The 16,622-nt window shown below is 71.7% G+C and carries 20 protein-coding genes; 11 read left to right on the plus strand and 9 right to left on the minus strand.

The genetic code is table 11. The features are described 5' to 3' along the window. Both JIAGA_RS35365 and JIAGA_RS0119575 read right to left on the minus strand, forming a co-directional pair. Positions 1-334 (minus strand): acyltransferase family protein (locus tag JIAGA_RS35365; RefSeq protein WP_035812737.1); only part of this gene is annotated, 334 nt, incomplete at its 3' end. Between the two features lie 160 nt (positions 335-494). Continuing rightward, positions 495-1,712 (minus strand): pyrophosphate--fructose-6-phosphate 1-phosphotransferase, encoded by a 1,218-nt coding sequence (locus tag JIAGA_RS0119575; protein WP_026876978.1) that lies wholly within the window; start codon positions 1,710-1,712, stop codon positions 495-497. 154 nt (positions 1,713-1,866) lie between these two features. Between JIAGA_RS0119575 and JIAGA_RS0119580 the strand changes: the two genes are divergently transcribed. Continuing rightward, complete coding sequence (locus JIAGA_RS0119580; RefSeq protein WP_211239738.1) at positions 1,867-3,228, plus strand: class II 3-deoxy-7-phosphoheptulonate synthase; 1,362 nt, start codon at positions 1,867-1,869, stop codon at positions 3,226-3,228. A gap of 22 nt (positions 3,229-3,250) precedes the next feature. Here the strand turns inward: JIAGA_RS0119580 and JIAGA_RS30980 are convergent, their stop codons facing one another. Continuing rightward, the gene (locus JIAGA_RS30980) at positions 3,251-3,604 is read right to left on the minus strand and encodes a PIN domain-containing protein (protein WP_051426283.1); all 354 of its coding nucleotides are present in this window, start codon (positions 3,602-3,604) and stop codon (positions 3,251-3,253) included. Positions 3,605-3,670: 66 nt separating this feature from the next. Here JIAGA_RS30980 and JIAGA_RS0119590 point away from each other — a divergent pair, with 66 nt between their 5' ends. Next, positions 3,671-4,702 (plus strand): threonine aldolase family protein, encoded by a 1,032-nt coding sequence (locus JIAGA_RS0119590; RefSeq protein ID WP_026876980.1) that lies wholly within the window; start codon positions 3,671-3,673, stop codon positions 4,700-4,702. Between the two features lie 175 nt (positions 4,703-4,877). Next, the gene (locus JIAGA_RS30985; RefSeq protein ID WP_051426284.1) at positions 4,878-5,798 is read left to right on the plus strand and encodes a sulfite exporter TauE/SafE family protein; all 921 of its coding nucleotides are present in this window, start codon (positions 4,878-4,880) and stop codon (positions 5,796-5,798) included. 37 nt (positions 5,799-5,835) lie between these two features. On the opposite strand, the gene aroF is transcribed toward JIAGA_RS30985, so the two are convergent. The 3 genes from aroF to JIAGA_RS0119610 all read right to left on the minus strand — a co-directional run bounded on the left by aroF (position 5,836) and on the right by JIAGA_RS0119610 (position 10,034). Further along, entirely contained in the window at positions 5,836-6,891 is a 1,056-nt protein-coding gene (gene aroF, locus JIAGA_RS0119600) for a 3-deoxy-7-phosphoheptulonate synthase (RefSeq protein ID WP_026876981.1), read from the minus strand. Between the two features lie 121 nt (positions 6,892-7,012). Continuing rightward, entirely contained in the window at positions 7,013-7,876 is an 864-nt protein-coding gene (locus JIAGA_RS0119605) for a deoxyribonuclease IV (RefSeq protein ID WP_026876982.1), read from the minus strand. Positions 7,877-7,892: 16 nt separating this feature from the next. After that, entirely contained in the window at positions 7,893-10,034 is a 2,142-nt protein-coding gene (locus JIAGA_RS0119610; RefSeq protein WP_026876983.1) for a Stk1 family PASTA domain-containing Ser/Thr kinase, read from the minus strand. A gap of 180 nt (positions 10,035-10,214) precedes the next feature. Between JIAGA_RS0119610 and JIAGA_RS30990 the strand changes: the two genes are divergently transcribed. Next, positions 10,215-10,937 carry an SseB family protein gene (locus JIAGA_RS30990; RefSeq protein WP_051426285.1) on the plus strand — a complete coding sequence of 241 codons (723 nt, stop codon included), beginning with the start codon at positions 10,215-10,217 and terminating at the stop codon, positions 10,935-10,937. 41 nt (positions 10,938-10,978) lie between these two features. Here the strand turns inward: JIAGA_RS30990 and JIAGA_RS0119620 are convergent, their stop codons facing one another. Then, positions 10,979-11,326 (minus strand): DUF1844 domain-containing protein, encoded by a 348-nt coding sequence (locus JIAGA_RS0119620; RefSeq protein ID WP_026876984.1) that lies wholly within the window; start codon positions 11,324-11,326, stop codon positions 10,979-10,981. 191 nt (positions 11,327-11,517) lie between these two features. Between JIAGA_RS0119620 and infC the strand changes: the two genes are divergently transcribed. From infC to JIAGA_RS34720, 5 genes are all read left to right on the plus strand, one after another. Beyond that, positions 11,518-12,267 (plus strand): translation initiation factor IF-3, encoded by a 750-nt coding sequence (gene infC / locus JIAGA_RS35765; RefSeq protein WP_425402769.1) that lies wholly within the window; start codon positions 11,518-11,520, stop codon positions 12,265-12,267. Positions 12,268-12,284: 17 nt separating this feature from the next. Further along, positions 12,285-12,479 carry a 50S ribosomal protein L35 gene (rpmI, locus tag JIAGA_RS0119630; protein WP_026876985.1) on the plus strand — a complete coding sequence of 65 codons (195 nt, stop codon included), beginning with the start codon at positions 12,285-12,287 and terminating at the stop codon, positions 12,477-12,479. Positions 12,480-12,538: 59 nt separating this feature from the next. Next, entirely contained in the window at positions 12,539-12,919 is a 381-nt protein-coding gene (gene rplT / locus JIAGA_RS0119635; protein WP_026876986.1) for a 50S ribosomal protein L20, read from the plus strand. A 130-nt stretch (positions 12,920-13,049) separates the two neighbouring features. Beyond that, positions 13,050-13,862, plus strand: a complete 813-nt coding sequence (locus tag JIAGA_RS0119640) for a TrmH family RNA methyltransferase (RefSeq protein WP_026876987.1) — start codon at positions 13,050-13,052, stop codon at positions 13,860-13,862. Then, positions 13,834-13,980, plus strand: coding sequence for a hypothetical protein (locus JIAGA_RS34720; protein WP_157553339.1), 147 nt, complete (start codon positions 13,834-13,836; stop codon positions 13,978-13,980). The genes JIAGA_RS0119640 and JIAGA_RS34720 overlap by 29 nt, the downstream gene beginning before the upstream one ends. 16 nt (positions 13,981-13,996) lie before the next feature. On the opposite strand, the gene JIAGA_RS0119650 is transcribed toward JIAGA_RS34720, so the two are convergent. Beyond that, positions 13,997-14,833, minus strand: coding sequence for a TIGR03619 family F420-dependent LLM class oxidoreductase (locus JIAGA_RS0119650; RefSeq protein WP_026876988.1), 837 nt, complete (start codon positions 14,831-14,833; stop codon positions 13,997-13,999). 59 nt (positions 14,834-14,892) lie between these two features. Here JIAGA_RS0119650 and JIAGA_RS0119655 point away from each other — a divergent pair, with 59 nt between their 5' ends. Together JIAGA_RS0119655 and JIAGA_RS0119660 are read left to right on the plus strand one after the other, a co-directional pair. After that, positions 14,893-15,366 (plus strand): PPOX class F420-dependent oxidoreductase, encoded by a 474-nt coding sequence (locus JIAGA_RS0119655; protein WP_026876989.1) that lies wholly within the window; start codon positions 14,893-14,895, stop codon positions 15,364-15,366. Between the two features lie 53 nt (positions 15,367-15,419). Beyond that, complete coding sequence (locus tag JIAGA_RS0119660) at positions 15,420-15,905, plus strand: MOSC domain-containing protein (RefSeq protein WP_051426700.1); 486 nt, start codon at positions 15,420-15,422, stop codon at positions 15,903-15,905. A 103-nt stretch (positions 15,906-16,008) separates the two neighbouring features. On the opposite strand, the gene JIAGA_RS31000 is transcribed toward JIAGA_RS0119660, so the two are convergent. After that, positions 16,009-16,622, minus strand: a 614-nt coding sequence (locus JIAGA_RS31000) for an IS30 family transposase (protein WP_035812738.1), incomplete at its 5' end; no start/stop codon positions are given.

The following is a 16,622-nucleotide window of genomic DNA, read 5'->3' on the forward strand; positions in this document are numbered from 1 at the left end:
TGCGGCGGGCGTAGAAGCGGGCCAGGCGCAACCGGCCGGTGGTCTCGATCTCGCGCAGGATCAGCCCGGTGATCAGGAACCCGGAGACGACGAAGAACACGTCCACCCCGACGAACCCGCCCGACACCAGCGGCAGCCCGGCGTGATACGCCAACACCAAACCCACCGCCACCGCACGCAAACCCTCGATATCCGCACGGAAGCCCTCGTGGCGCTGGGTGCGCCGGTGGCCGGCGCTGGCGGGTGGGGTCGCCTCGACGGACTCACCGGGGGCGGCTGGCGTGGTTCTCGTCGCCTTCGAACTCGGGGCAGTCGGCTCGACCGCCGTCGACATCAAACCACCTCACGCGCGTCGTCCGACCGGGTTCGCAGCCCACGATGATGCCATCGGCCTCGCGCCGATCCGAAATCCGGCGCGAGGCTCGGCACGCTGCGTACCCCGGTCCGCGCAGGTCAAACCGTGCGCTCGAACCGCAGTGAGTGGTGGGCTGCTGTCAGCTGACCGGCTGGCCGATCGCGCCGAGCAGGTCGGCGAACCAGGGCGTGGCGGGGTCGAAGGCCTTGCCGCCCTTGATGCGATCGAACTCGATGGCGCGCAGCCGGCCGCCCTGCTCCTCGTCGTGGCCGATGAGGCCGCCCTCGTGCCGCAGCGCGCACTCGACCGCGAGGTCGGTGCAGCTCTTGATGAGGCGGAGATCGTCGGTGTTGGCGGCCGCGGACCGGCTGTAGTAGCCGCTCTTCTGGACCATGACCTTCTCCGCACCCACCCGGGCGGCGAACTGGTCGGCGAACCAGGCGCCGGGGTTGATCTTGTCGATCTTGACGTGTCCGAACGGGTCGCGCGGGATCTCCTCGCCGGCCGCCTCCATCTCCGCGACGATGGAGTCGACGCCGGCGCCCTCGGACAGGAAGATGTTGACGCAGCCGGTGGCGTCCATGACGGCGCGCAGCCGGCCTGCCTCGGCGTCGAGGTCGATCTTCTGCTCGGGCAGGTACACGGCGTGCACGTCCCACCGACGCGGGTCCAGGCCGATCTCGGGCGCCCACTCCTGGGCGGCGAGCCAGCGCCGGTAGGCACGCGCCGTCGCGGCGGTGAGCCAGCCGCAGTGCCGGCCCATGACCTCGTGGACGATCAGCATCCGCGGGTTGGACGAGTGCTCGGCGATGATGTTGCGCGCGTAGACGGAGCCCTGCTCGGCGGCGGTCCAGGCGCCCAGGCTCTGCCGCACCGGGATGATGTCGTTGTCGATGGTCTTCGGCAGGCCGACGACGGTGAGGTCGTAGCCGTTGCCGGCCAGGAAGGCCGCGAGGTCGGCGGCGGTGGTGTTGGTGTCGTCGCCGCCGATGGTGTGCAGCACGTCGACGCCGTCGCGGGTGAGCTGCTCGGCTGCGACGTGCAGCGGGTCCTGGCCCTCCTGGACCAGGCCGCGCTTGACGCAGTCGGCGACGTTGGTGAGCTTGACCCGGCTGTTGCCGATAGGGGAGCCGCCGAAGCGGTGCAGGCGCGACGCGCTGGAGCGCATCTCCGGCGTGACGGTGACCGAGCGGCCGGTCAGCAGGCCGGCATAGCCGTCGAGGTAACCGATGATCTCCACGTCGGGTGCGATCTCGGTGTACCGCTCGATGAGGCCACCGACGGCCGAGGACAGGCACGGAGCCAGTCCTCCGGCGGTGAGCATGGCGACCTTCCGCACAGCAGTGCTCTCGGGCATGGGTGTCGTGACCTTCTGTCGGAGGTGGACGGGAGGACGGAGCGCAGCCATCACCGCGCATCGTGCTCCACACTATCGCCGCACCCGCGCGGCACGTGTCCGCGGTGTGAGCCGCGGCGCCCGCCCGGTGGACACACGCCCTACGCTGTAAGGCGTGAACTCGCCCGAGGACCGTGCTCTCTACGACGAGCTGACCAAGACCGTGGGGGCACTTCCCGCGCAGCAACAGCCGGAGTGGGGTGACGCCGCCGGGGTCCAGGACGCCATCGACCAGCTGCGCTCCATGCCGCCGCTGGTGTTCGCCGGCGAATGCGACCTGCTCAAGGAGCGGCTGGCGGCCGTGGCGCGGGGCGAGGCGTTCGTCCTGCAGGGCGGCGACTGTGCCGAGACGTTCGCCGGCGTCAGCGCCGACAACGTCCGCAACAAGCTCAAGACACTGTTGCAGATGGCCATCGTGCTCACGTACGCCGCCAGTGTGCCGGTGGTGAAGATCGGACGGCTGGCCGGCCAGTACGCCAAGCCCCGCTCCAAGTCCACCGAGACCCGCGACGGCGTCACGCTGCCGGCGTTCCGCGGCGACATCGTCAACGACTTCGAGTTCACCGAGTCCGCCCGGTTGCCCGACCCCAACCGGCTGGTCCGCGCCTACCACGCCTCGGCCGCGACGCTGAACCTGACGCGTGCCTTCGTCGGCGGCGGCTACGCCGACCTGCACCAGGTGCATTCTTGGAACACCGACTTCGTGCGCACCTCGCCGGCCGGTCAGCGCTACGAGCGGCTGGCCCGGCGCCTCGACCAGGCGCTGGCGTTCATGAGGGCCATCGAGATCGACACCGAACAGCTGCGCACGGTCGAGCTGTACTCCAGCCACGAGGCGCTGCTGCTGGACTACGAGATGGCGCTGACCAGGGTGGACTCCCGCACCGGTGCGCCGTACGACGTCTCCGGCCACTACGTGTGGATCGGCGAGCGCACCCGCCAGCTCGACGGCGCCCACCTGGAGTTCGCCTCCCGCATCCGCAACCCCATCGGCGTCAAGGTGGGCCCGTCCACCACCCCCGACGACCTGCTGGCACTGGCGAACAAGCTGGACCCGCAGCGCGAACCCGGCCGGCTGACGTTCGTGACGCGGATGGGCGCGGGAACCATCCGCGACGTGCTGCCGGCGCTGATCCAGAAGGCCACCGCCGACGGCCTGGCCGCGGCCTGGATCTGCGACCCCATGCACGGCAACACCTACGAGGCGCCGAGCGGCCACAAGACCCGCCGCTTCGACGACGTCGTCGACGAGGTCCGCGGCTTCTTCGAGGTGCACCGCGCGCTGGGCACCCACCCCGGCGGCATCCACGTCGAGCTGACCGGCGACGACGTCACCGAGTGCGTCGGCGGCGGCGACCCGATCGCCGAGGACGGCCTAGGCAGCCGGTACGAGACGGTGTGCGACCCGCGGCTGAACCGCACTCAGTCGCTGGAGCTGGCGTTCCTGGTCGCGGAGCTGCTGGAGTCTGCCACCTGACGCGGCCCGGCGCTGGGGACGCTCAGGCCGCCTGCCGCGGCGGTAGCGCTATGACCTCGACGACGTCGCCGTAGGTCCGGAAATCCTCGGCGTTGCGGGTGACCACCGCGGCGCCGTGGGCATGGGCGGAGGCGGCGATGAGCAAGTCCATTACCAGCGCCCGTGGCGAGCGATCGAGTGCTCGAGCCGCCGCGGCGATCAGCCCGTAGCTCTGCGCGACGTCCTCCTCGACGCGGAGGACCGTGAACGTGCGTTGGATGGCGAGTAGCCGCTTGATGCGGTGGATGCGCTCGGCCTGCGGCGCGACCAGCACGCCGTAATGCAGTTCGGCCAGCGTGACGGCGCTGATGGCGAAGCCCTTGGGCCGGCGGCTCACCGGGATCTCGTCTGGGTCGACGGCCCGTCGCTGTCACGGCCGGGGCGGCGGCTTAGGGTGGCGGCCATGAGCTCTGGCGTAATCGACCTGCGCAGCGACACGGTGACCCGGCCGACCGCGGGCATGCTCGCGGCGATGTCGTCGGCCGAGACCGGCGACGACGTCTACGACGAAGACCCCACCGTCCACGCGCTGGAGGAGCGGGTCGCGGGCCTCCTCGGCCACGAGGCCGCACTGTTCACCGTCACCGGGTCGCTGGCCAACCTGCTCGGTGTCCGCACGCTGGTGCCGGAGGGCTGTGAGCTGCTGTGCGAGGCACAGGCCCACGTCGTGCGGGCCGAGCTGGGTGCCCATGCCAGCTGGCACGGCGTCACCACGCGCACCTGGTCGCATCCGCGCGGCGGAGTCGACCTGGCGGCGGTGGGCCGGCTGATGGCGCCCGACGCCGGGCCGTACCTCGTCTCGACGGCGGCCGTCGCGGTGGAGAACACGCACAATTTCGCTGGCGGCACGGTTCAGCCGCTCGACGATCTCCTCGCGCTGCGGGAGCTTGTGGACCCGGCGGGTGTCAAACTGCACCTGGACGGCGCCCGGCTGTGGAACGCGCATGTCGCCACGGGGACCGCCATCGCCGACTACGGCCGGACCTTCGACACGGTCGCGGTCTGCCTCTCCAAGGGGCTCGGGGCGCCGGTCGGGTCCGTCGTGGCCGGATCGGCCGACGCGATCGCGCAGGCGCGAGTCTGGCGCAAGCGGCTGGGCGCCGGCTGGCGGCAGGCTGGAGTGCTGGCCGCGGCCGGCCTGTACGCCCTGGACCACCACGTCGAGCGGCTGGCCGAGGATCACGCGAACGCCCGGGCCATCGCTGCCGCGGTCGCCGAGGCCGACCCGTCCGCCGTCGACCCCGACACCGTCGAGACGAACATCGTGCTGCTGAACGTGGGTGATCGGGCCGGCCGGCTGGTCGATGAGGCCCGTGCCGAGGGCGTCCTCACGGGCACCGTCGGCCCCGGGGTGGTGCGGCTGATCACCCATCTCGACGTCAGCGCCGCCGACGCCCGACGTGCCGCGAAGGTCCTGGCCGCGCTCGTCCACTGACTCGGTGGGCTCCCGCCCGGTGGCCTCCTGTCCGGCGGGTGACACGCCGGCGGCACGCCGTCGTCGGTCCGGTGCGTGAGACGTTGGCGTCCAACTGTTGACTGCCCCACCCACCCAAGCCACGATTCCTACAGATTCGATGGAATTCATGGATTAAGTCGGTCATGGGAGCGGCATGCGCACACTCATCCTGCTGGGACTCGCGGGCTTCGCCGCGCAACTGGTCGACGGCAGCCTGGGCATGGCCTACGGCGTCACCTCCACCACGTTGCTGCTGGCCATCAGCACCAACCCGGCCGCGGCATCCGCGACCGTGCACCTGGCCGAGATCGGCACCACGCTGGTGTCGGGTGCGGCCCACTGGCGATTCGGAAACGTCGACTGGAAGGTCGTCGTGAAGATCGGCGTGCCCGGCGCGGTCGGCGCGTTCGCCGGTGCGACCTTCCTGTCCTCCCTCTCCACCGATGCTGCCGCGCCGGTGATGTCGCTGATCCTGCTGGCACTGGGGCTCTACATCCTGGTCCGGTTCACCGGCTGGGGGCTGCCGAAGGACCGGCTCGGCAAGCCGCTACGCCGGCGCTTCCTCGCGCCGCTGGGCCTGGTCGCCGGCTTCGTCGACGCCACCGGCGGTGGCGGCTGGGGCCCGGTCGGAACTCCGGCGATCCTGGCCAGTGGGCGCATGGAGCCGCGCAAGGTCATCGGCTCGATCGACACCAGCGAGTTCATCGTGGCGGTGGCCGCGAGCGCGGGCTTCCTGGTCGGGCTGGGCTCGGAGAACATCACCATGTCCTGGGTCGCGGTGCTGCTGGCCGGCGGGGTCGTCGCCGCGCCGATGGCTGCCTGGCTGGTCCGTCATGTGCCGCCGCGCGTGCTCGGCTCGGCGGTGGGCGGCCTGATCGTGCTGACCAACACCCGCACGATCCTGCGCAGCGACTGGGTCGATGCCGGCGACGGCGTGCGTGCCGCCGTGTACACGCTGGTCGCGCTGGCCTGGGCGGGTGCGCTGGCGTACTCGATCCGTGCGCACCTGGCCGAGCGCGAGGTGGTGGACGCCGCCGGCCGGGAGGGCGACGACGTCGAACCCGCCGCCCGCTGACGGGACGGCACACCGCAGGCCCACCTGCCGGTGGAGTTCACATCCCGACGGGGGACGGGTGGCTCAGCCGGCGGCCGGTGGCGGGGACCAGCCGCCGCATCGTGGAGGCCAGTTCGCGCACGTCGGCGCCGGCCAGCGCCTGGGGTCCGTCGCACAGCGCGGACTCCGGGTCGGGGTGGACGTCGACCAGGACGCCGTCGGCGCCGACGGCGATGGCCGCTCGCGACAGCGGCAGCACCAGTTCGCGCCGTCCGGCCGAGTGTGAGGGGTCGACGATGACCGGCAGGTGCGAGAGTCGCTGCGCCACCGGCACGGCCGAGATGTCCAGCGTGGTCTGGGTGGACGTCTCGAAGGTGCGGATGCCGCGCTCGCACAGCACGATGTCGAGGTTGCCGCGCTGGGCGACGTACTCGGCGGCCATCAGCCATTCCTCGACCGTGGCCTGGATGCCGCGCTTGAGCAGCACCGGCTTGCCGGCCGCCCCGACCGCCTGGAGCAGTGCCGTGTTCTGCATGTTGCGGGCGCCCACCTGGAGCATGTCGGCGAACGAGCTGACCAGGGCGACGTCGGCGGCGTCGATGACCTCGGTGACGACGGGCAGCCCGGTGACGTCGCGCACCTCGGCGAGGATGTGGAGCCCGGCCTTGCCGAGGCCTTGGAAGGCCTGCGGTGCCGTGCGCGGCTTGAACGCACCGCCGCGCAGCATGGTGGCGCCGGCGGCCTTGGCCATCTCGGCCGCTTCGAGCGTCTGTTCCAGGGACTCCACCGCGCACGGGCCGGCGATCAGCGTGAACGTCTCGGGGCCGATCAGGACCGGGTGCGCGCCGGACTCCGCGCCGACCAGGACCGTACTGCGTTCGGGCTGGTGGTCGACGCTCACGAGTTTGTAGGGGGTGGAGATGGCGATGACGTCGGCGACGCCGGGCATGCCGCGCAGGTTGAGCGCGCGGAAATCGTCGACGTCACCGACCAGCCCGACGATGGTCCGGTGCCGGCCGCGGCTGACGAACGCCTCGCCGCCCGTCATCCGGACGCGGGTGACGACGCCGTCGATGTGCTCGTCGCTCGCTTCGGGTGACATCACGACCACCATGACGCAACCTCCCGACCACTCGTGCCCTATTCGAACGTAGGGCACGGAAACCCCCGCCCGGACGGGTTGTCCAGAGGGCAAGACAGTTGGTCACAAACTGGTCACTTGACATCTCATGATGTTATTCACGGGAACTCGGTTGTAATTTCTCCAGCAGCGAAAGATCTTCGGCGTATGCCGGTGGCCCGCCCGGGGTCTCCAGCACCACTGGCAATCCGGCAACCGATTTGTGGTGCAGGAGTTCGCCGAAGGCCGCGGCGCCGATATGGCCGGCACCGATGCGCTGGTGCCGGTCACGGAACGAGCCGCACCGGTCCATGGAGTCGTTGGCGTGCACGGCGCCCAGCCGGTCGGCGCCGGCGATGTCCGCGAACCGGTCGAGCAGCTGCGTCATGCCGCCCGGAACGGCGAGATCGTGACCAGCGGCGAACAGGTGGCAGGTGTCGAGGCAGACCTTGGCGCGCGGGTGGTGGTCCAGCACGTCGAGGTAGGCGGTGAGGTCGTCGAGCCCGGCGCACAGCGACCGGCCCTGCCCCGCGGTGGGCTCCAGCAACAGGTCGGGCGAGTCGTCGGTCAGGCCGTCGAGCAGTGGCAGCAGCGCCTCGCGGACCTGCCGCATCGCCCGGTCGTGGTCGCCGTCGGCGACGCACGAACCGGTGTGCACGACGACGCCGCGCGCACCCACGCTCGCGGCCCGGACCAGCGCGTACGACAGGCTGTCGACCGAGCGCTCGTACGTGAGTGGGGTCGGGCTGCCGAGGTTCACCAGGTACGGAGCATGCACCAGGACCGGCATGGCGCGTTCGGCCGCCGCATCGCGGAACGCGGCGTCGGTGACCGGGTCGCCCGGCGGACAGGCCCAGCCGCGCGGGTTGCCCAGGAAGATCTGGACCGCGGCCGCCCCCACCTCGGCGGCGCGCTCGGGCACCGTCGCCAGCTTGCCGGCGACGGGCAGGTGGGTGCCCAGCAGGGCGGTCTCGGGCATGGACGGCCTCGCGGTGTCAGAAGTGGGAGAGCGTGATGGTGGTGCCGCGCGGCAACCGGGAGCCTTCGGGGTCGACCCGCACCACTCGGGCGCCGCGGTCGTTGCCGGGCATGTCGAACAGGTCGATGATCTCCACGGTGAAACCGGCTTCGCGAAGCAATTCCTCCGCGCGGGTGACTCTTTCGCCGATCACATTCGGAACGTCGATCAATTCCGGTCCGGCGGAGACCACGATGTTGATCTCATCGCCGCGGAATCCGGTTCCGCTCGCGGGTTCCTGCGAGATCACCAGGCCGGCGTCGACGTCGTCGGAGTTCTGCTCGCTGGAATTGACCGTGAAACCGAGATCGTCGAGCGTGGCCCGGGCGTCCTCGGCCGAGCGGCCGGTGAAGTCCGGGATCTCGATCGGCTCGGGCCCGAGGCTGACGACGACGGCGACCTCGGAGTCGCGGCGGACCTGCTCGCCCGGTTCGACGCTCTGGGAGATGATCACGCCGGCCTCGACGTCCTCGCTGTGGACCTCTTCGTCGGGCCGGACGGTGATGGACTGAGCCGCCGCGGCCTCCGTCGCCGCGTCGACGGTCAGGCCGACGAGTTCCGGGACCTCGTAACGTTCCGGCCCGAGGGACAGGACGTAGGAGATCTCGCCGCCGCGCAGGATCTGCTCACCGGGGGCCGGATCGGTGCTGAGGATCAGCCCGGCCTCCACGGTCTCGGAGTACGCCTCGCCGTCGGCGACGACCGTCAGCCCGGCTTCCTCGGCGGTGACCTCCGCCTGCTCGGCGCTGAGGTTGAGCAGCGAGGGCGTGGACTCCCACCGCCCCGACCCGTACCACCATGCCGCCAGCGCCACGACCACGGCCAGCAACAGGACGAAGAAGAAGAGGAACAGACCCCGGCGGCTGCGGGAGCGGCCACGGGTGCGGTGCGCCGCGCCGCGTGACTGCGAGCGTTCGGCGGCCGGGGCGGCGGCCGCCGCGTCGATGAGCCGCGTGGAACCGCGGTACGCGTCACCGGCGTGGTCGGCGGTGTCGTCCCCGGCGGTCTCGTCCGCGGCGATCGATCGGCTCTGGTGCCCGGCGCCCCGCTGCGCGCCGGCGGGCTCCTCGACCGTGCCTGCGAGGTCGTCGCCGGGCCATTCGCCGGGGGAATCGTCGCCGTCGTCGTCGCCGGGTGGTGCCGAGGGGGCGCGGCCGAGCTGGTCGGCGAGCACGGTGCCGGCGAGCGCCTCGTCGAGGGTGACCCCGGCGGAGTCGCGCGACTCGGCGTGCAGGTGCGTCTGGTCGGTGGCGTCGTCGTCCGCGGGCAGTTCGAGGCCGGCGAGCCTGGCGCGGCCGGCCCGGATCGCGGCCAGGAACTCGTCGGCGTCGGCGTAGCGGTCGCGGGGGTTGCGGGCCGTGGCCGTGAGCACGATGTCGTCTACGGCGGGCGGCAGCGGGACGGTGTCGGAAGGCGGCGGAACGTCGTCGTCGATGTGGCTGCGCACGACGACGAAGTCGGTGGGGCCCTCGTGCGGGGTGCGACCGGTGAGCAGCTCGTAGAGCATGATGCCGGCGGAGTAGACGTCCGAGCGCGGCGTGGCCCGCTCGCCCAGGGCCTGCTCCGGCGAGATGTAGCTGACCGTTCCGAGCAGGCCGCGGGTGGTCTTGTACGAGCTGCTCAGCGCCCGGGCCAGCCCGAAGTCGGCGACCTTGACCCGCCCGTCGTTGCCCACCAGGACGTTTTCGGGCTTGACGTCGCGGTGGACGATGCCGGCACGGTGCGCGGCCGCCAGCGCGGAGAGGACCGACTCGGCCACCTCGAGCGCGAGCCCGGCACCCAGCCGGCCGCGCTCGTGCAGGACCTCGCGCAGCGTTCGGCCATGGATGTACTCCATGGCCAGGTAGACCGCGCCGTCGTCCTCGCCCTGGTCGAACACGTTGACGACGTTGGGATCGGACAGCTTCGCGACCGCCCGGGCCTCGCCGATGAAGCGGGCGACGAAGTCGTCGTCGGCGGCCAGCTCGGCGTGCATGACCTTCAGGGCCACCAGCCGGTCGAGCCGCGTGTCGGTGGCCTTGTACACGGTGGCCATCCCGCCGCGTGCGAGCAGCGCCTCGACCCGGTAGCGGCCGTCGAGCAGACGACCCACCGGTGCGTCGGAGACGGAGATGTCCACGGGGGGAGTGTACGTTCACCGGCAGGCGACATCCGCTCGACACGATGGATGCGCCGCTGCGGCATGCCTGGACTCAGGGCGTCCGAACTGCCGGAAATGCACCGCTTTGCGAACGCGGGGCTCGGCGAAATCCCGGTGTCGTATGGCGCGCGTCCCGCGATCGGGCTATGGTCGCCGCCCGTGACTTCCGCGCCCCGACGCCCGCTGCCGTCCACGCCGTTCGGCGACGACGACGGCTCGGCCGACCCTCGGCTCGAGGCCGCTCTCGCCGCATACGGACGCGGCGAAGGCGGCTCGGCCGACGTGCTCGCGGCGCTCGCGGCCAGCCGGCTGCTCATCCCGGTGGTCGCGGTCCCGGCCGGCGAGCCCGAGGACGAGCAGCAGCCACCGGCTGCGGCGGCCGGGCAACCCGTCGAGGCGGCCGGACCGCCGGCCGAGGCCGGCGCCGCGCTCGCGGAGGAGAAACTCACCGACATGGCGACGGTGCTCACCACCGGCCGCGACGGCCGCCGCGGCCTGCTCGCCTTCACCTGCCTGGAGGCGCTGCGCCGCTGGAACCCCGAGGCGCGGCCGTCGCCGGTGCCCACACGCAGCGCTGCCGAGGCCGCGCTGGCCGACGGCGCGGACGCGCTCGTGGTCGACCTCGCCGGACCGGTGATGTTCTCCGTCGACGCCGCCGAGTTGCGCTCACTCGCGTCCGGTTGGCGGCCGCTGGGCACCTGGCCGGGCGTGGTGCCGCCGGGCGCGACGGGCGACGGCGACGCGGGCGGCGCCAGGGCTGTCGGTCCCGCCGGAACGGCACGGGCGGACCGGCCGGCGGTACGGGTCAGGCACGCCGGTGCACGGGTCAGGCGCACTGGGGGCCGGGTGTGGCGCCGGGTCCGCCGCGCGATGATCCGCTGACTTCGCCGAACGATCAGGTGACCTGCGGAGGCGGGTCGCGGCTACGAGTAGACCGGGCCGGTGAACTTCTCGCCCGGCCCCTGGCCGGCTTCGTCCGGGAGTGGCGACGCTTCACGGAACGCCAGTTGCAGCGTCTTGAGGCCGTCTCGCAGGGGTGCGGCATGGTGGCTGCCGAGCACCGGAGCACTGGCGGTGATCAGGCCGGCCAGTGCCTCGATGAGCGTGCGGGCCTCGTCCAGGTCGCGGTGGTCGGGGAGGTCGTCGGCCAGCCCGAGGTGGACGGCGGCGGCGCTCATGAGGTGGACGGCGGCCGTCGACACGACCTCGACGGCGGGGACGTCGGCCAGATCGCGGGTGGCCTGGGCGGGGAGGTGCTCCGGCGTGCTCACTCGTGGTAGGCTCTCACATCGACCGGACCGGTCTGCCTTCGGGTAGGTCGGCCAGCAAGCGGAGACTCTCCCACCCGCAGCGATCGCACAGATCGTCGGGTCCCAGGTCAGGATGCCCCGCCGGGGTGTCCGTGGTGTCGTGACAGGAATACGTCATGGTGCCGATGGGTTGGCCTCCGCGAGCACGCAGCGTGGGGGCCATTTGTGTTTCCCCCGTTGGTGGTCGCAGCTACACAACCCGTCGATTTCAGGAGGAAGGCATCAGCACAGAGCCCCGCATCAACGACCGGATCCGCGCCTCGGAGGTCCGGCTCGTCGGCCCCAACGGTGAGCAGGTCGGGATCGTCCGTATCGAGGACGCCCTGAGGCTCGCCGCGGAAGCCGACCTCGACCTGGTCGAGGTCGCGCCCGGCGCTCGCCCGCCGGTGACCAGGCTCATGGACTATGGCAAGTTCAAGTACGAGTCCGCCATGAAAGAGCGCGCGGCTCGCCGGAACCAGAGCCATGTCCTGATCAAGGAGCAGAAGCTCCGTCCCAAGATCGACAAGCACGACTACGAGACCAAGAAGCGGAACGTCGAGCGGTTCCTGGCCGAGGGCGACAAGGTCAAGGTCACCATCATGTTCCGCGGTCGCGAGCAGTCGCGGCCGGAGCTGGGCTTCCGGCTGCTGCAGCGGCTGGCTGAGGACGTCACCGACCTGGGCTTCGTCGAGTCGTCGCCCAAGCAGGACGGCCGCAACATGATCATGGTGTTGGGGCCGCACAAGAAGAAGGCTGACGCCAAGGCCGAGAAAGAGGCGGCCAAGGTCGAGCGGCAGGCGCAGCGGCGCGCGGACGAAGAGGCCGAGAAGGCCGAGCGCGCGGCCGGCCGTGCGGCCGCCGAGGCGACCAAGGCCGACCGTGGTGAGGTCGTCAGGCCCACCCCGGACAACGAGGACTAGAGGAGACACGCGGCGCCATGCCGAAGAACAAGACGCACAGCGGTGCCAGCAAGCGTTTTCGGATCACCGGCAGCGGCAAGATCCGGCGCCAGAAGGCGAACCGCCGCCACTACCTGGAGCACAAGACCTCGACGCTGACCCGTCGCCTCGCCGGCACCACCGACGTGGCGAAGGGCGACCAGAAGCGCGTCAAGAAGATGCTCGGCAAGTAGCCGGCGACCGAACCGATCATCCGTCCGGTCCGTCCGGCCGAACCTAGCAAGGAGTACCAGTGGCACGCGTGAAGCGGGCAACCAACGCCCACAAGAAGCGCCGTGAGACGCTCGAGAGGGCCAGCGGCTACCGGGGTCAGCGCTCCCGGATGTACCGGAAGGCGAAGGAGCAGGTCACTCACTCGCTCGTCTACGCCTACCGCGACCGCAAGCAGCGCAAGGGTGACTTCCGGCAGCTCTGGATCACGCGGATCAACGCTGCTTCCCGCGCCGAGGGCCTGACGTACAACCGCTTCATCCAGGGGCTGCGGCTGGCCGAGGTCGATGTCGACCGCAAGATGCTGGCCGACATGGCCGTCAACGACCCCGCGGCCTTCAAGGCGCTGGTCGAGGTGGCTCGCGCCGCCCTGCCGGCCGACCGGAACGCTCCGGCCGCCTGAGCGTCGTTCGTCGAGGACCGGGTCTGCCTGCGCAGGCCCGGTCTTTTCATGTCCGTCCCGTGATCATGTTCGCTGGCGGTCGCAGGGTGACCGCCAGCGAACATGATCACGGGGAGTCGGTGGAGGCGTGATGCTGACCGAACGGTCCGGCCGGGTGCGTGAGGCGCGCAAGCTGCTGCGCCGGCCGGCCCGGGAGAAGTCCGGCCGGTTCCTGGCGGAGGGGCCGCAGGCGGTCCGGGAGGCGGTGGCCGCCGGCCCGGGCCGGGTGCTCGAGGTATTCGCGACGCCGGCGGCCGCGCAGCGCTGGCCCGAGATCATCGCCACCGCGCAGGCCGCCGGTGTCTCCGTCGTGACGGCCGCCGACGCCGCGTTGGCCGCGTTGTCCGAGACCGTGACGCCGCAAGGGCTGGTCGCGGTCTGCCGGTCGGTGACGGTGGATCTGGCGACGGCGCTGGGCGGCGGTCCCCGGTTGGTGGCGGTGCTGGCCGAGGCGCGCGACCCCGGCAACGCCGGCACGGTCATCCGCTGCGCCGACGCGGCCGGCGCGGACGCCCTCGTGCTGACCCGTGGCTCGGCCGACCCGGAGGGCGGGAAGGCGGTGCGGGCTTCGGCGGGGAGCGTCTTCCACCTGCCGGTGTCGTCCGGCGCACCCGCATCCGACACCGTCGACGCGCTGCGAGCGGCCGGACTGACGGTGCTCGCCGCGGACGGCATCGCCGACCTCGATCTCGACCAGGCCGAGGACGCCGGGCTGCTCAGCGGCCCGGTCGCCTGGATGTTCGGCAACGAGGCATGGGGTCTGCCGCCCGGCGTGCGCTCGCTGGCCGACCACGTCGTGCGGGTGCCGATCCACGGCCGTGCCGAGAGCCTGAACCTGGCCACCGCGGCCGCCGTCTGCCTGTACGCCACCGCCCGTGCGCAGCGCCGACCTGCCCAACCGTGAGGCGCTCGAACTCACCAGCCTGATCGAGAAGGGCGCTGACCTCACGAACGGGCTGCACAAGGACGCCGACTACTCCGCTATCGCCGACTGTGTTCCGCTGCGCGTGCACCCGGTGTGAGCCGGTCGCCGGCCGATCAAACGCCGTAGGCGGCCGCGAACTCCCGCATCCGGTCGCTGAATCCCTCATGGGCGCCGAACCAGACGGCGACGGCGTCCGCTCCGGCGTCCGCCATCCGGTGTACCTGGGCGACCGCAGCCGCGAGCTCGCGCGGGCCGCCGCCGGTCCATTCGACCCGGATACCGGCCCGGATCGGTTCGCCGCCGGCCTGTGCGCGGAGCCGGCGCAGCGTCCGCAACCGGGCGGCGAACTCGTCCGGCGTCATGGCGAAGCCCTGCCACTCGTCGGCCAGCGTGGCCGCGCGGGCCAGCGCCCGCTCCGAGGTCCCACCCACCATGATCGGCAGCGGTGCTGACGGGAGCGGCTGGAACGCGCCGCCGTCGAACGCGTGGTGGGTGCCGTGGTACGACGACGCACCGGTGAACAGCGCCCGCAGGAGTGCCAGGGCGTCGTCGGTGCGCGCGCCCCGGCCGGCGAACTCGGCGCCGACCGCGGTGAACTCGGCCCGATTCCACCCGATGCCCAGCCCCAGCGTCAGCCGCCCGCCGGACAGCCGGTGCACCGTGGCTGCCTGTTTGGCCACCACGAACGGGTTGCGCAGCGGCAGCACCAGCACCGACGTGCCGAGGCGCAGCCGCTCGGTGTGCGCGGCCAGGTACGCCAGCGTCGTCAGCGGCTCGTACACCCCGCCGAACTCCGGCCCGAACGGCCCCGGCGGCAGGATGTGGTCGGGGAGCCAGGCAGTCTGGTAGCCGAGGGATTCGGCGTCCACGGCCAGCTCGGTCAACCGGTCCGGCGACAGCTCTGGCGACTCGTCTGGCAGAACTACCTGCAGGTCGACGTCCACGCTCATGGGGCGAGGTTAGACGCCGGGGTGAAGGCCGAGGGTTGCAGCGTGCATAAGGTGAGGGCATGCCGACCATCGCGACCACCACGACCGTCGACCTCGCCGGGTTGCTGGAGTTCGTGCGACCCCGCCATCACGGCATCGTCATCACCACGCGGGCCGACGGCTCGCCCCAGGCCTCGCCGGTCACCTGCGGCGTCGACGACTCCGGCCGCATCGTCGTGTCCACGTACCCGGACCGGGCCAAGGCGCGCAACGTCCGGCAGCGCCCGCATGCCAGCGTCCTGGTGCTGTCGGACGACTTCGACGGTCCGTGGGTCCAGCTCGACGGCCCGGCCGAGGTGATCGACCTGCCCGACTCCGTCGAGCCGCTGGTCGAGTACTACCGCAACATCTCCGGCGAGCACGACGACTGGGACGCCTACCGTGAGGCCATGCACCGGCAGGGCAAGTCGCTGCTGCGCGTCACGCCGCAGCGGTGGGGCCCGATCGCCACCGGTGGTTTCCCGGCCCGGCTCTTCCCGGACGAGCAGCAGTGACGGCCGAGGTCGTCGCGGTCAGCGCCAGTCCCGCTCACACGTTCACCAAGCCGATGCGCCCGCTGGTCCGGCTGCTGGCCGGGCTCGGCGTCGAGGGCGATGCCCACCTGGGCGCGACGGTCAAGCACCGCTCCCGGGTACGGCGCGACCCGAGTCAGCCGAACCTGCGCCAGGTGCACCTGATCCACGCCGAGCTGCATGACGAGCTGCGCGCCGCCGGGTTCACCGTCGAGGCCGGCGAGCTGGGCGAGAACGTCACCACCCGGGGCGTCGACCTGCTCGGCCTGCCCACCGGGAGCCGGCTGCGGCTCGGCGCGGACGCCGTCGTCGAGATCACCGGCCTGCGCAACCCGTGCCACCAGATCGACGACTTCAGCTCCGGCATGCTCAAGGCCGTCCTGGGCCGCGACGAGGACGGCAACCTGGTGCGCAAAGCCGGCGTCATGGGGATCGTGCTCACCGCCGGTGAGGTGCGCCCGGGCGACCCGATCGCCGTCGAGCTCCCGTCGTTGCCGCACCACCCGCTCGTCCCCGTCTGAACCGCTCCGGACCCGGCCGCCCAGCCAAACCCGGTTGATCTTGGAGTTTCCGCGGAATCCATCGGACATATCGGACGGCGGCGTCCAGCGGTGGAAGCAACGGTCATGCTGCTGCCGGGTTGGCGAGCAGTTCGGCCAGCGCTTGGGCTGGGGTCTTTAGGTCGAGGGTAGGGCGGGGCCGCTGGTTGAGGGTGGCGGCGATGCGGTCGAGGTCGGCGGCGGTGTGGGTGGACAGGTCGCTGCCCTTGGTGAGCCAGAATCGCAGCAGCCGGTTGGTGTTCTCGTTGCTGCCGCGCTGCCAGGGCGAACGCGGGTCGCAGAAGTAGACCGGCATGTCCAGGTCGAGTTGGATGCGCTGATAGTCGGCCAGCTCGGTGCCGCGGTCCCAGGTCAGGGACCTGCGCAGATGGTCGGGCAACCCGCGCATCTGGTTGATCATCACCGCGGCTACGCTGGCCGCGTCGTGGCGCTGCGGCAGGTGCAGCAGCATAGTGAAGCGGGTGGTCCGCTCGACCAGCGTGCCGACCGCCGACGCGTTGCCGGCGCCCACGATCAGGTCGCCCTCCCAGTGTCCCGGGACGGCCCGGTCGGCGACCTCGGCCGGGCGTTGGCGGATCGTGAACGCCTCCCGGTACGGGCTGCTTTCCCGCTTGCCGGCGGTGCGTGGTCGACGCGCGGCGCGTTGCAGGCTCAGCTGCCGGTGCAGGTCCCGGCGCA

This window comes from Jiangella gansuensis DSM 44835, assembly GCF_000515395.1.
Lineage (GTDB): Bacteria > Actinomycetota > Actinomycetes > Jiangellales > Jiangellaceae > Jiangella > Jiangella gansuensis.